14 protein-coding genes are annotated in these 14,137 nt (G+C 40.0%); all 14 read right to left on the reverse strand.

The annotated features are described in order from the left end of the window. Positions 1-7 precede the first annotated feature (7 nt). Entirely contained in the window at positions 8-1,120 is a 1,113-nt protein-coding gene (prfA, locus tag Bovatus_RS21990; protein ID WP_004301709.1) for a peptide chain release factor 1, read from the reverse strand. Between the two features lie 3 nt (positions 1,121-1,123). Then, complete coding sequence (locus Bovatus_RS21995) at positions 1,124-2,290, reverse strand: AIR synthase-related protein (RefSeq protein WP_052588016.1); 1,167 nt, start codon at positions 2,288-2,290, stop codon at positions 1,124-1,126. A gap of 128 nt (positions 2,291-2,418) precedes the next feature. Continuing rightward, positions 2,419-4,188 carry a TIR domain-containing protein gene (locus tag Bovatus_RS22000; RefSeq protein ID WP_004301713.1) on the reverse strand — a complete coding sequence of 590 codons (1,770 nt, stop codon included), beginning with the start codon at positions 4,186-4,188 and terminating at the stop codon, positions 2,419-2,421. A gap of 33 nt (positions 4,189-4,221) precedes the next feature. Next, entirely contained in the window at positions 4,222-5,541 is a 1,320-nt protein-coding gene (locus tag Bovatus_RS22005) for a toll/interleukin-1 receptor domain-containing protein (RefSeq protein WP_004301715.1), read from the reverse strand. Positions 5,542-5,575: 34 nt separating this feature from the next. Then, complete coding sequence (locus tag Bovatus_RS25340; protein ID WP_130060920.1) at positions 5,576-5,920, reverse strand: hypothetical protein; 345 nt, start codon at positions 5,918-5,920, stop codon at positions 5,576-5,578. A gap of 69 nt (positions 5,921-5,989) precedes the next feature. Further along, positions 5,990-6,571 carry a LemA family protein gene (locus Bovatus_RS22010; RefSeq protein ID WP_004301719.1) on the reverse strand — a complete coding sequence of 194 codons (582 nt, stop codon included), beginning with the start codon at positions 6,569-6,571 and terminating at the stop codon, positions 5,990-5,992. Positions 6,572-6,619: 48 nt separating this feature from the next. Then, positions 6,620-7,537: a TPM domain-containing protein gene (locus Bovatus_RS22015; protein ID WP_004301721.1), complete on the reverse strand. Its 918-nt coding sequence runs from the start codon at positions 7,535-7,537 to the stop codon at positions 6,620-6,622. Between the two features lie 72 nt (positions 7,538-7,609). Next, complete coding sequence (locus Bovatus_RS22020) at positions 7,610-8,560, reverse strand: alpha/beta hydrolase (protein ID WP_004301723.1); 951 nt, start codon at positions 8,558-8,560, stop codon at positions 7,610-7,612. Between the two features lie 18 nt (positions 8,561-8,578). Beyond that, positions 8,579-9,325, reverse strand: coding sequence for a shikimate dehydrogenase family protein (locus Bovatus_RS22025; RefSeq protein WP_004304542.1), 747 nt, complete (start codon positions 9,323-9,325; stop codon positions 8,579-8,581). A gap of 6 nt (positions 9,326-9,331) precedes the next feature. Further along, entirely contained in the window at positions 9,332-10,360 is a 1,029-nt protein-coding gene (locus Bovatus_RS22030) for a hypothetical protein (protein WP_004301727.1), read from the reverse strand. 17 nt (positions 10,361-10,377) lie between these two features. Further along, on the reverse strand, positions 10,378-11,115 hold the full coding sequence (ubiE, locus tag Bovatus_RS22035; protein ID WP_004301729.1) for a bifunctional demethylmenaquinone methyltransferase/2-methoxy-6-polyprenyl-1,4-benzoquinol methylase UbiE: 738 nt from the start codon (positions 11,113-11,115) through the stop codon (positions 10,378-10,380). Between the two features lie 162 nt (positions 11,116-11,277). Further along, a complete protein-coding gene (locus tag Bovatus_RS22040) occupies positions 11,278-12,222 on the reverse strand; it encodes a phosphoribosylaminoimidazolesuccinocarboxamide synthase (RefSeq protein WP_004301731.1) in 945 nt (314 codons plus the stop codon). A 71-nt stretch (positions 12,223-12,293) separates the two neighbouring features. After that, positions 12,294-13,310 (reverse strand): PhoH family protein, encoded by a 1,017-nt coding sequence (locus Bovatus_RS22045; RefSeq protein WP_004301740.1) that lies wholly within the window; start codon positions 13,308-13,310, stop codon positions 12,294-12,296. A 101-nt stretch (positions 13,311-13,411) separates the two neighbouring features. Continuing rightward, entirely contained in the window at positions 13,412-14,089 is a 678-nt protein-coding gene (locus Bovatus_RS22050; protein ID WP_004301742.1) for a DUF5715 family protein, read from the reverse strand. Positions 14,090-14,137 lie beyond the last annotated feature (48 nt).

The following is a 14,137-nucleotide window of genomic DNA, read 5'->3' on the forward strand; positions in this document are numbered from 1 at the left end:
CACTTCTCTAAAGTTCGCTTTCTTTCAGGCGTTCTGCATTTTCCGCTACGATCAGGTGGTCGATACAATCCTGGATATCCCCGTCCATGAAGGCTGCCAGATTATAGATTGTATAGTTGATGCGGTGGTCGGTGATACGTCCCTGGGGATAGTTGTAAGTTCGTATTTTGGCTGAACGGTCTCCGGTAGATACCATTGTCTTACGTTTGGAGGCAATGTCATCGATATATTTCTGATGTTCTTTGTCGTAGATAAAAGTACGGAGACGGGCCAAGGCGCGCTCTTTATTTTTCGGCTGGTCGCGTGTCTCGGTACATTCGATAAGGATTTCTTCGGCAATACCGGTGTTCGGGTTCTTCCAGATATAGCGCAGACGTACTCCGGATTCTACCTTGTTTACATTCTGTCCGCCGGCACCGCCGCTTCGGAAAGTGTCCCATTTGATTTCTCCTTCGTTGATGACTACATCGAACTCTTCTGCTTCAGGAAGCACGGCCACGGATGCGGCTGAAGTGTGAACACGTCCTTGCGTTTCCGTCGCAGGAACACGCTGTACGCGGTGTACTCCCGATTCGTATTTTAAAATTCCGTATACATTATCGCCTGTCACACTACAAACAATTTCTTTGAATCCGCCGGCTGTTCCTTCGTTCGCATTGGAGACTTCCATTTTCCAACCTTTGGTTTCACAGAATTTGGCATACATGCGGAAGAGGTCGCCGGCAAAAATAGCTGCTTCGTCGCCTCCTGCGCCGCCGCGGATTTCGAGAATAGCGTTCTTGCTGTCTTGCGGGTCGGCAGGGACAAGCATCAGTTTGATTTCTTCTTCCAATACCGGAAGGCGCTCTTGACTATTGTCCATTTCTTCTTTCGCCATTTCGCGCATTTCAGCGTCCGATTCATTGGCAAGGATATTTTTAGCTTCTTCAATATTACCCAGTAATTGGATATATTCTTTCCTTGCTTTCATCAAGTCGTCTAATTCCTTATATTCTTTAGTCAACTTGACATAACGTTTCTGGTCGGCAATCACTGCCGGGTCTGTGATAAGGGTAGATATTTCTTCAAAACGGGCTACGAGTCCGTCTAATTTTTCTAGTATGGTACTATTGTCTGCCATTCTTTAATATCTAAATTCTCCGAATTCGCTCTTAATGATTAATTCTGTTTGCTCGCATGCTTCAACACGTCCTACAATCTGTGCCGGAATACCGAATGACTCGGAAATAGCTATTACTTCTTCTGCATGTTCCGGTGACAGGTAGACTTCGAGGCGATGTCCCATATTGAATACCTTGTACATTTCTGCCCAGTCCGTACCGCTTTGTTCTTGGATCGTTTTGAATAAAGGAGGAACAGGGAAAAGATTATCTTTTACTACACGAACGTTTTCTACAAAATGCAGAACTTTAGTTTGTGCACCACCGGAGCAGTGTACCATTCCATGGATTTCCGGACGCAATGCATCAAGCAATTTTTTGACTACCGGTGCGTATGTACGGGTAGGAGAGAGTACTAACTTACCTGCATCAATTGGAGAATCTTCCACGCTGTCTGTTAGTTTTAACTTACCGGAATAAACTAACTCTTCAGGAACTGCAGCATCATAGCTTTCCGGATATTTTTCAGCAAGATATTTGCCGAATACGTCGTGACGGGCACTCGTCAAACCGTTGCTACCCATACCGCCATTGTATTCTTTCTCGTAAGTAGCTTGTCCGTAAGAAGCCAGACCAACGATCACGTCACCCGGACGAATATTGGCATTGTCGATAACGTCTGAACGTTTCATGCGGCAAGTTACGGTAGAGTCAACGATGATGGTACGTACCAAATCGCCGACATCTGCAGTTTCACCACCGGTTGCATATACGCCTACACCCATTTCACGGAGTTCGGCCAGCAATTCGTCTGTTCCGTTGATGATGGCGGAGATTACTTCTCCGGGAATCAACAGTTTGTTACGTCCAATGGTAGATGAAACAAGGATATTGTCTACGGCACCTACACAAAGCAGGTCGTCAATATTCATAATCAATGCATCCTGTGCAATACCTTTCCAAATGGATAAGTCACCCGTTTCTTTCCAGTACATATAAGCAAGAGATGATTTGGTTCCGGCACCATCGGCATGCATAATGTTACAATATTCCGGGTCACCTCCCAATATATCGGGAATAATTTTACAGAATGCTTTCGGGAAGATTCCTTTGTCGATGTTCTTGATGGCGTTGTGCACATCTTCTTTTGATGCGCTTACTCCACGCATCATGTATCGTTGATTACTCATGAGTTATAGAATTATTTTGTATACGGCTGCAAAAGTACAGCTTTTTTTTGGTACAGCCTAGAAAAACAGTCAGGTAAATTCCAGGGTAAACTTTCGATTATAATACGACTATGCGTGTAAAGCCAAGATTATAATGCATATTTTATATGTTCACTCCAGATTGAATCAATCAGTTTTCCGACTGTGGCATGACACCTCAAACTATATTCACTGATGTTTATATTGTACTTTTCAAGCAATGCTTTTCTTAAATCAGCATACTGAATTTCTGCAACATAGAAACCTGTATTAAGTGTTATTAGTTTTCCCTTGCAGAAAGGGCGAACGAAATTGAATACATCATTTTTAGAACTGAATTTTCTCTTCTTTTGAGCTGGTGGAAGTGTATTGGGAATTGTAGAAGTCTTTCTTTCCCATATTGCATTAACAAGATTTCCTATGGTAAATAGATTACTGATTGCTTTCTCACTATATGTTAATTCATAATCTTTAGCTAAGATTTGAATTAAAGGATATATACGTAAACCTGCAGTGATAATATTGGTGTCAAGAGTTATTAAAGATCCTGTACATAAACTTCGAACCAATCCAAATACATCATTCTTGTTCTTGAATGTTTTGTTTTTATTTGAATTTACTACAGACGAATTTCCTGATGCCATATTTGTAGATCTGTTGACATAAGACACTTCTTGTTTGGGTACGATAGGCTTTGATTGAGATTGTGTTTTAACTTTTTGCTCTGCTAAAAGATTCTCATATTCTTTCTGTACTTTTCTAGCTTTAGTTTGTTCATCGGACAGACGTTTTTGTAGTTGTTTGTTTTCCTCTATAGAATACAATAAACGCTTCTCTTTATCGAGTAAATCATTTTTTATTTTTTCATTTTCTTTTTTGCTTTCTATTATGGAAAACTCTAATTCTTTGATTCGAGAATCTGATTCTTTATTTAGGATTTGCATCTGCTTGATTTCAATCTTAGCTTTTTGTATGGCAGATTCATTCTTTTTTAAATTTTCAGTCATACTCTTGCAATCTTCAGTAGCCTGCAAAAGAGAACGTTGCAATCGTTGATTTTCGATTTCTAAATTACTTTTTATGGTCTGCAGTTCACTCACCATATTTATACTACGCCAATTGGTTCGCGCTACAGACAATTGTTTCTCATCCAATTGATAAGTGTTATTTCCATCAATGTAGTATAATATAGGAAAAGTCCAACCACATCTGTTGCAAAAATTAGAAGATATTGACACTTCTTTATCACATATAGGGCATATCTTGGTTGTATTTCCTATATATGTTTGTTTTTCAAATATTTGCTTGACTACATCTATTTGTTGTAAAGTCAAACGTTGACAGTCTTTTGCCAAAACGCTGATTTCTTCTTTTATCTTTTCTTTCTTAGCTTCGGCCTCTTTCTCTTGTCTAAGCTTTTCTTCTTCCCGTTGTTTTTGGGCAATATCTTCTTTGACTTTATTAATAGCACGGAGCAAATCTTTTAATGCATTTTGGGGATTTTCTTGATAATCGATATAATCTAATGGACGTATCAAAAGTTTAAATTTCTTGTTGTACTGGCTATTATCTATTTTTACAGGAATGATTGCTTTTTCTCCATCCAAAGCTTCAAATATTTCGCCTGCGGTCCACATCGATTCGTTCGAATGTTTGGAGGATATGAATATGAGCATCTTAGATTCAGCTATTGCGCCTGTGATAATTTCAATGAACTCTTGTCCACTGTAAATTCCGTCTTTATCGAACCAGTAGGTAATACCATTTTCATCGAATACATTTTGGATTTCCGCTATGGCATTACCAGGTATTACATTGTAGCTTTCATCAACGTAATCTCTGCGTGAATAGCTTATAAAAACATCGTATTTGTATTTCATGTTATATTATATTTCATTGGTTCAACCTAATATTTATCTACTGGCGTCAGAATTACTGTGTTTGGTATATTCATTCCAAATAGAATCAACAAGTTTATATAATGTAGAGTGGCATTTTAGAGTATGCTCACCAATATGGATGTTATATTTTTCGTATAATGCATCTTTTAGATCTGTATATTGAATATCTGCAACGTAACAGCTAGGATTAAGTGTTAAAAACCTTGCTTTGCAAAAGGAACGAACAAAATTGAATACATCATTTTTGTTCTTGAATGATTGATATTTCTTTGAATTTGTTGTAGAGAATTTGTCTAATATTATATTTCCTATTTCTCTTGCAGAAGGAACTTCCTGCTTCAATTCTATATTCTTTTGAACTTTCAAAAGGTTTTCATATTCTTCTTGTATTTCCTTAACTTTAGTTCGCTCATCAAGGAGATATTTTCGTAATGTCTCTATTTCATCCATAGCATTTTGTAGAGCATATTTATTATCGGTCATACTTTTATGTTCTTCGGTAGCTTGTAAGGGGGAACTCTTCAGAGGTTGTTTTTCGGGCTCTAAACTGTTTTTTATTATACTACACCAATTGGTTCGAGCTATGGATAATTGTTCTTCATCCAAAGGATAAGTGTTGTTTTCATCAATACAGTATAATATAGGGAAAGTCCAACCACATCTGTTACAAAAATTAGAAGATATTGATACTTCCTTGTCACATATAGGACATATCTTGGTTGTATTTCCTATATATATTTGTTTTTCAAATATTTGGTTGACTACATCTATTTGTTGCAAAGTCAAACGTTGGCAGTCTTTTGCCAAAACACTGATTTCTTTTTTTATTTTTTCTTTCTTTGCTTCCGCCTCTCTCTCTTCTCTAAGCTTTTCTTCTTCCCGCTGTTTTTGAGCAATATCTTCTTTGACTTTATTAATGGCACGGAGTAGATCTTTTAATGCGTTTTTGGGATTTTCCAGATAATCAATATAATCTAATGGTCGTATAAGAAGTTTAAACTTCTTATTATACTGGCTATTATCAATTTTTACAGGGATAATTGCTTTTTCTCCGTCCAAGGCTTCGAATATTTCTCCTGCAGTCCACATCGATTCGTTCGAATGTTTGGAGGATATGAATATGAGTATCTTAGATTCAGCTATTGCGCCTGTGATAATTTCAATGAACTCTTGTCCACTGTAAATTCCGTCTTTATCGAACCAGTAGGTAATACCATTTTCATCGAATACATTTTGGATTTCCGCTATGGCATTACCAGGTATTACATTGTAGCTTTCATCAACGTAATCTCTGCGTGAATAGCTTATAAAAACATCGTATTTGTATTTCATGTTATATTGTATTTACTAAAATGTGACCTCTGATTTATAGTGCGAATATACTCTTTTTGAGTGGAATAAAGAATAACAAAGAAATATTTTGTGAAAAAAAAGACGACATAAAGTAGTGTTCGATATTAGTACTTAAAATAGTTGTTGAAAATTTGATAATTAATTGATTCTCTATTGAAACAGATACTTGATTATTTCCAAGCGAATGCTTTAAGATTGCATCACGAATATAATGATTTAATGCTGTAAAATGACATTTGTGATTAAATGGAAAATAAATGTACTTTTCTATTAGAAAACCATGCTTATCTGGGCCATCTTTTGTAAAATGTGAGGTGGATATAAATAAAAATAGTGGGAAAGTTTCTTCTTTTCCCACCAGCTAAAGATTTATTTATATTGCTAAGTATCTCTAAATGTAAAATATAAAGATCGATTTAGCCTCTTTTTAGAATTCTACCTTCGGAGCCTTCTCACTTCCTTCTTCTGCTTCAAAATATGCTTTCTTATCAAAGCCGAACATTCCTGCAAAGATATTTTTGGGGAAACGGCGGATATTGGTGTTATAAGCCTGTGCAGCATCATTGAAATTTTTGCGCGCTACATTGATACGGTTTTCAGTTCCTTCCAGTTGAGCCTGTAATTCCAGGAAGTTTTGATTAGCTTTTAAGTCCGGATAATTCTCGGTAATAGCTAATAACTTGCCCAGTGCTGATGTTACAGCACCTTGTGCCTTTTGATATTGCGCTAACTTTTCCGGTGTCAGATCGGCAGCGTCCACTTTTATTTGAGTTGCCTGGCTACGTGCGGCAACAACTCCCTCTAATGTTTCCTTCTCATGTGTCGCATATCCTTTCACTGTGTTTACCAGATTAGGAATCAAGTCGGCACGACGTTGGTATTGAGTTTCTACATTTGCCCATTTGCCGGTAACATTCTCGTCCATAGTAACCAGACCGTTATATACACTTACTGCCCATATGACAAGGATAGCCACAACGGCTAAGATGATAATAATTGACTTCTTCATGTTTCTTGTTTTTATTGAATTTGATAATTTGTTTTCTACTTATTTTCTTTAGAAACGAGAACCGGCACCGCCGCCACCGCCCATTCCTCCGCCAAAGCTGCCTCCACCGAAACCGCCTCCGCCTCCGAAACTACCTCCGCCGAAGCCTCCAATAAATGGACCACCTCCGCCACCTCCCCGGTGGTGGTAATCATTATCATAACTTTGTTGGCGACGTATGATGGTATGTCCGCAGTTTCTACATGTATAGGTAACATCCTCGGTTTTCACCCCGTTAATTCGGGATACGACAGCACTTCCGCTTCTCTGTAATTGATGTTTACCACAATTCGGACAACGGCTTTGTTTGCGTGCCGAAAAGAAAGCAAGACCTCCGCCAATAGCAATAAAACAAAGAATGGCAAGAACAAAATCAAAAGAACCACCGCTGTTCGAATCGGAGAGAGCATCATTTTCCATAGAACCGTCAAGCCGCTGACAAGTCGCTTTTAGGCCGGTCACCATTCCGGCATCCCAATTTCCGTCTTTCAGGTAAGGAATCATATATCTGGTTTGAATCCTTTTACAGATCGCATCGGGGAGCACTCCTTCCAAACCATAACCGGTATAAAACTGGATACAACGTTGATCTGTAACCAACAAAATAACCAATCCGTTATTTTTATCTTTCTTCCCTACACCCCATTTATTAAGTAACTGATGGCAGAAGTTGAAACAATCTTCTTCTCCGATTGATGGAACTACGGCAACCACCGTTTCAATTCCTGTTTGTTGTTCCAAGGCATAAAGCATGGAGTCTATACTGTCACAAGCTGCCTGTGAAAGTATGCCGGCCGGGTTGCAAACATATTGCATTTTGTTTTGCAGGTGAACTTTTGGGAGGTTGTCCACCGTGTATACTTTCTCTTGAGCTTGTAGTGGGAACAGAAGAAAAGTAGCTAGTATAAAAGTCAATATTGATTTCATAACGATTATTTTACGTTTGCAAATATAGAAACTTTTTCTGTTATGAATCTAAAACTCCTTGTTATAATAGGTTTAATGAATGTATCGCCCGACGAATGCACGGACTCGGTCGGTGTATTCCTGTTTATTCTCTTTGTATGAAACTGCATGAGCCGCTCCTGGAACAATCCATAGTTCTTTGGGTCCCGGTTTGGCTTCGTAGAGCGAATATACCATCCAGGTAGGCACATACGTGTCTTTATCCCCGTGAATAAACAGCATCGGAAGCTGTGATTTGGCTACTTGTTTCAGTGAGGAAGCCTCTTTAAAATTCCATCCATATTTCTTCTCGCAAAGCCAGCTTGTGGTATACATGAGTGGAAAAGGGGGAAGGTGGAAACTAGCTTTAAGCTCATGTGAGAATTCGTCCCATACACTGGTGTAGCCGCAATCTTCCACAAAGCATTTAACAAATGGTTTCTGTTCCTCACCGGACACCATCATGGTTGTCGCACCTCCCATTGAAATGCCGTGTACAACCATTTGTGTACTATCTCCGAAAATCTCATTGGCAATGTTCATCCATTGCAATACGTCCCAACGGTCTTTCCATCCCATCTGGATGGCTGGGCCTTCACTTTCTCCCTGATGTTGCAGGTCGGGAAGTAATATGTTATATCCTAAATCTCGATTATACAGATAACCAATCATAAACATACGGATAGCATTATCTGTATGTCCATGCACAATGACTGCTGTCTTACTGGTGGGTTGGGGAGCAGCAACATAATACGCATGAAGTTGTATTCCGTGCGGATTGATGATGAATGTATCTTTCAGTGCATCCACTTGTTTCAGGCTGTCCACCCATGGACGTAGGAAAGGGTAGTTTCTATACATGAAGGGATAAGAGTCAGCATCTTTAGACAAAATCTTGGCATTCGGAGTCAATGAAAAGTTTAACATATAAAAACTTCCTCCGATGGTGCAGCCGGTCAATGCCAGCATGATAATAATGATGCTATATACAACTTTTCTCCTCATAAAAACTCTCTCTAATCCTTATTTATGCCATATCTCCCATGCGGCAAATGCCTGGAGCAGCAGCATTTCCAGACCGTTTTTAACAACAGCCCCTTGTGCTTCTCCTTTTTTCATGAACAGTGTAACATTCGGATTATATAACAAATCGTAGAGCAAATGGTTTGGAGTCAGTAGCTCATAAGGAATATTAGGGCAGAAATCTACCTTAGGAAACATACCTACGGGAGTACAGTTGACGATGATTGTATATTCTGCCATAATTTCGGGAGTCAGTTCCTCATAAGTCAGCATATCATCGGCTTTGTGGGTGCGTGATACGAATATACTTTCAATACCCAGGTTTTTCAGCCCGTGGTAGACGGCTTTGGAAGCTCCGCCGGTACCCAGAATCAATGCTTTTTGGTGATGAGGCTGCAATAAAGGTTGAATGGATTGAGTAAATCCGATGATGTCGGAGTTGTAGCCAACCAGTTTGACTTTTCCTTTCTGCTGGCGGATGATTTTAATGACATTCACAGCACCTATCTTTGCGGTATCACGGTCGAGTTCATCCAAAAAAGGAATCACTTGTTCTTTGTAGGGGATAGTCACATTAAGCCCGCATAAATTGGGATTCTCTTCGATAACTTCCATGAAGTTATTAATGCTGGGAATTTCAAAATTCACATACTCTGCATTGATACCTTCGGATTTGAATTTCTCATTAAAGTATCCGATAGAAAAAGAATGTCGCAGAGGGTAGCCGATTAAACCATATTTTTCCATAATCATTTATTGCTTAGTTGGGTTATTGGGTTTACTTTTTAGAAGACGTACTATTTCTTTTACTTTACCGTCAGGGTATTTGTCTTTATAGTATTCCGTCAAATCTTCGTATATCCAGAAATTATAAGGGCGGCCGATAAAGATATTGAAAGTGTTAGATGACTTCTCGCCGTCAATGCCTAATTTCAATTTTATATGGTTGTATATTTGGTCGTCAGGAGGAATAAGTCTGCAAGTTTTGGCTATTTCAGTCGTTATTCCATACATACCGTGAGCTTCTGCTTCTTCGATTGCGAATTCTTTTTCTGTTATAGGAAAGCCATCAGAGTTGAGTAATGTATATGTACCGGAGTTCTTTTCCTGAATAGATATACTGTATGATTCTCCATTGGTATAGGGAGATTTACTCTCTAAATCGGCTTTTATTTTTTCTTTAATTTCATCCGTTTCTACATCTATGCCATATTCTATGGCAACGATATCGAATTTCTGTTCAGATTGAGAGGGGGTTCTGGTAATTACTAAACCTTGTTTCTGGTCAATTTCTTGTCCGTTCAGGCAGAATTTCCGGTCGAATACGGGTTCTTTCTTTGATTTCCAGGTCAGTTTACTGGAAAAAGTGATGACAGATGGTTCTTTTCCATCATTCCAGTCTATTTCTACTTTCTCATTATCGAATGTATGATCGCCATTGAATTCTCCGAAAGTCAGATAATATTTTCCGTCTTTGCTTACTCCTGTTTGCAGACCTGTGAAATAGGCCATATAAGCTCTGGTGCGTTCGTTTAGCGGAGCATCTTTTTCGTAAGTCTCCCCTTTGTAGATCGCTTTTATTCCTTGATTGGCAATAGAGCCTTTGGTGAGTGGATTCAGTAAGTCATTGCCTTGAGCATCCTGTACTGAAATGTAAAGAACTATGGGAGAGAAATCCCATATTAGATCATCTTCTCCGTTGTTTGCCGGATCACAAGAGGTGAAATTGATACAACAAAAAATGCAGAGTAGAAATAGTCCAATTGATTTTGTTGTTTTCATAAGGTTAATTTATTAGGTTATTTTGTCGCGGTATAAAGAGTGCAAATGCCAAAGGTCAGCCGTTTGAAGTTGACTTCGCTAAATCCGGCTCGTGCGATGACTCCTTTCATGACTTCCCCTTGAGGAAATACTTTGATCGTGTCCGGCAGATAGTGGTAGGCACTGTTGTCTTTGGAGAGAAGCTTGCCCAATAATGGAATGACGACTTTAGAGTAGATGGAAAACAGTTGTTTCATCGGGAAGCGGTCCGGAGTGGTAAGTTCCAGAATTACAAGATGACCGCCCGGTTTCAGTACGCGGCACATCTCGGAGAGCCCTTTGTCGAGATCTTCGAAATTGCGGATACCGAAAGCTACAGTAATAGCGTCAAAATCATTGTCGGCAAAAGAGAGTGAAGTGCAGTCCTCCCGGGCAAAAGATATTTTATCCGACAGTCCTTCCTTTTTTACTTTTTCACGTCCCACATTCATCATACCTTCCGAGATGTCCGTGCCGATTAGTTCGGCAGGTTGCAGTTTGCGGCAGGCGAGGATGGCAAAATCCCCTGTACCGGTCGCTACATCCATCATTCGCTGCGGTTGAAAAGGGTGTAACCAGGCAATAGCTTTTTTGCGCCAGCTGCGGTCGATACCTAAAGATAAGGTATGGTTCAGCTTGTCGTAGGCATGTGCGATGTTGTCGAACATACGTTCCACTTGCTCGGTCTTTTTTCCTTCTTCGTCGTAAGGCTTGATATGTTGTTGCGGGTAATCCATTTTTTAGTTGATAGTTGATAAATGATAGTTGATAGTTGAAGAAGATAGTTGATAAATGATAGTTGGAAGATGACAGAGTTAATAGTTATATGCGATAAGCTGCATATTAACTATCATTTATCATCTATCAACTATCATTTATTATCTGTCATTTATCGCTTATCAGCTGTTCAAAAAAGTTTCGACGTTTTTGAATATACGTTCAGCGATATTGCTAGTATCTTCTTTCACGAATTTCTCACCGGTGATGTTTTCGAACAATTCGATGTAGCGGTCACTGATGCTTTGTACGATAGCCGGAGTCATTTCCGGTACTTTCTGACCGTCTTTGCCCTGGAAACCGTTTTCCATCAACCATTCGCGAACGAATTCTTTAGAAAGTTGTTTCTGCGGTTCGCCTTTTTCGAAACGTTCCTGATAACCTTCAGAGTAGAAATAGCGGCTTGAATCCGGAGTGTGGATTTCGTCCATCAGATAGATAGTGCCGTTGTGCTTACCGAATTCGTATTTTGTATCTACGAGAATCAGTCCGCGCTCTGCTGCGATTTCAGTACCGCGTTTGAAGAGAGCTAATGTATATTTTTCGAGAATTTCATACTCTTCCGGAGTAGCCAGTCCTTGTTTTAGGATTTCTTCCTTAGAGATGTCTTCGTCGTGCAATCCCATTTCAGCTTTCGTAGTCGGAGTTACGATGGGTTCCGGGAATTTCTGGTTTTCGCGCATTCCGTCCGGCAACTTCACGCCACAAATTTCACGTACACCGCTTTTGTAAGTACGCCATGCGCTACCACACAGGTAACCGCGTACAATCATTTCTACCGGAAAACCTTCACACAATACACCTACCGTTACCATTGGGTCCGGAGTAGCCATTTTCCAGTTCGGACAGATGTCAGTAGTGGCATCGAGGAATTTAGCTGCAATCTGGTTCAGCATTTGTCCTTTGTAAGGAATGCCTTCAGGAAGTACTACGTCAAAGGCCGAAATACGGTCGGTTGCTACCATGACGAGTTTTTCGCCGTTGATGTTGTACACATCGCGCACTTTTCCGTGGTACACGCTTTTCTGTCCCGGAAAGTTGAAATCTGTTTTTGTTAATGCTTTCATTGTCTTTATTATAATTACAAATTACAAGTTACAAATAACAAGTCGCAATAGGATTTCGAATCTAAAGACGATTAGTCTTTGGCCAGTTTCACCGGACGTTCGCCGTTGATAACCAGTTGTTCGTTTTTCCGTTTCTCCCGTTCGGCTTTCGCTTCTTTGTCGAATTTTTCGTAAGCATCCACGATACGTTCCACCAGTTTATGGCGTACGATATCTTTTTTATTCAGTTCAACAAAACTGATACCTTTCACTCCCTTTAAGATGCGGAGAGCTTGCACCAATCCCGATGTTTGTGAAGCGGGGAGGTCAATCTGTGTCATGTCTCCCGTCACAATCATTTTGGTGTTCATACCCATACGGGTGAGGAACATTTTGATTTGCTGTGTGGTAGTATTCTGGGCTTCGTCCAAAATGACGACCGCATCATTCAGCGTGCGTCCGCGCATAAAGGCTAACGGGGCAATCTGGATAATGTTCAATTCCATGTATTCCTTTAACTTGGCAGCAGGTATCATATCTTGCAGGGCATCGTATAAAGGTTGCAGGTATGGGTCGATCTTATCTTTCATGTCGCCGGGCAGGAAACCGAGCTTTTCTCCGGCTTCTACGGCGGGGCGGCTAAGGATGATTTTTTTGATTTCTTTATTCTTCAATGCACGTACGGCGAGGGCGATAGCGGTGTATGTCTTTCCCGAACCTGCCGGACCGATGGCAAATACCATATCATTCTTGGCGAATCCTTCTACCAGTTTCAACTGGTTTTCACTTCGGGGGATGATAGGTTTTCCTGTGACACTGAACACAATCACGTTTCCTGTCTGTTCTGCTTGCGGCGCATTTCCTTTTATAATGTCAATGATAACTTCTTCTTTCAGTGAATTATATTCGGCGCAGTACTTTTCAAGTTTGGTGATATTTTCTTCGAAGGCACACATTTCTTCCTCGTCGCCCAGCACTTTGATGACATTGCCTCGGGCAACTATGCGTAGCTTTGGATATAAAGCTTTAATTAACTGTATGTTGGCGTTGTTTACGCCGTAAAAAATAACCGGATCAATGTCCTCAAGAACAATCAGCTTCTCTATCATTAAGTTGTATTAAAGAAAAATTTCTGCAAATTTAATGAAACGTTTTGGATTCTCTGATTGTTTGGAGGTGAATTTTACTGCAATTTACATTCATCTTCCGTTCATCGGGCAGTAATATGGAAACAACCTTGCTTCAGTTCGTATTTGATATAGCATTTTTCAGCTTGTCGTAGATCTCTTAAAACTTCGGATAGAACAAGTTTCAGTGTGTCGGCACTCACGTCCTGCATAGGGCGACCGTCTTTATCTTCCACTTTCTTAAAACGTTTCCAACTAACATCAAAAGTAGCCCCGAAACAATGTGCCGAGTTGGCGGAGGCATTTCCATTGCGACGGCGGAGACGTTTCACATCGTTTTCAGTACGTAGTACGGAGGTGATGATTACCTGATTGGGATTCAGCCCTTTGGCAGCCAATGAATCGAGAAAGTTGGAGCCGATTGTATCGAGCAATGCGCTGGCACGTGGAACGAGGTAGGGAATGGAATGTGTCAATGAATCCACTGCATAAAATTCATTATCAGTGATATGAGTCAACTTTTCTTTCATTGCTTCCGCTTCCTCTCGGTCTGCCAGCGGGCTAATACCTATCTTTTTAGCGACTTCCAGATGTGCATCGTTCAAATCAGGGAAAGAACGTTTGTAACTGACAACGCCACGAATATTGTGCGGCTTGTTCAATTTCAGTGACATGTCTTTCTTTTTGCAGCTTGAAGTAAGCGTTGTAAGCCCAATAACAAGTAAAAATAGCGGTAATATGCGAAGCTTGTAAGTAGTCATTTTGTATTTTTTGCCCGCAAATATACGCTATTTTTTCATACGTTCTAT

Source organism: Bacteroides ovatus, assembly GCF_001314995.1.
Taxonomy (GTDB): domain Bacteria; phylum Bacteroidota; class Bacteroidia; order Bacteroidales; family Bacteroidaceae; genus Bacteroides; species Bacteroides ovatus.

Bases quoted from the DNA above. Each gene is read 5' to 3' on its own strand.
- Bovatus_RS22045 (WP_004301740.1), bottom strand. From the start codon at position 13,310: ATGATAGAGAAGCTGATTGTTCTTGAGGACATTGATCCGGTTATTTTT.
- ubiE (WP_004301729.1), bottom strand. From the start codon at position 11,115: ATGGATTACCCGCAACAACATATCAAGCCTTACGACGAAGAAGGAAAA.
- Bovatus_RS22015 (WP_004301721.1), bottom strand. From the start codon at position 7,537: ATGAAATCAATATTGACTTTTATACTAGCTACTTTTCTTCTGTTCCCA.
- Bovatus_RS22025 (WP_004304542.1), bottom strand. From the start codon at position 9,325: ATGGAAAAATATGGTTTAATCGGCTACCCTCTGCGACATTCTTTTTCT.
- Bovatus_RS22000 (WP_004301713.1), bottom strand. From the start codon at position 4,188: ATGAAATACAAATACGATGTTTTTATAAGCTATTCACGCAGAGATTAC.
- Bovatus_RS22020 (WP_004301723.1), bottom strand. From the start codon at position 8,560: ATGAGGAGAAAAGTTGTATATAGCATCATTATTATCATGCTGGCATTG.
- Bovatus_RS21995 (WP_052588016.1), bottom strand. From the start codon at position 2,290: ATGAGTAATCAACGATACATGATGCGTGGAGTAAGCGCATCAAAAGAA.
- Bovatus_RS22050 (WP_004301742.1), bottom strand. From the start codon at position 14,089: ATGACTACTTACAAGCTTCGCATATTACCGCTATTTTTACTTGTTATT.
- Bovatus_RS22040 (WP_004301731.1), bottom strand. From the start codon at position 12,222: ATGAAAGCATTAACAAAAACAGATTTCAACTTTCCGGGACAGAAAAGC.
- Bovatus_RS22010 (WP_004301719.1), bottom strand. From the start codon at position 6,571: ATGAAGAAGTCAATTATTATCATCTTAGCCGTTGTGGCTATCCTTGTC.
- Bovatus_RS22005 (WP_004301715.1), bottom strand. From the start codon at position 5,541: ATGAAATACAAATACGATGTTTTTATAAGCTATTCACGCAGAGATTAC.
- Bovatus_RS22030 (WP_004301727.1), bottom strand. From the start codon at position 10,360: ATGAAAACAACAAAATCAATTGGACTATTTCTACTCTGCATTTTTTGT.
- prfA (WP_004301709.1), bottom strand. From the start codon at position 1,120: ATGGCAGACAATAGTACCATACTAGAAAAATTAGACGGACTCGTAGCC.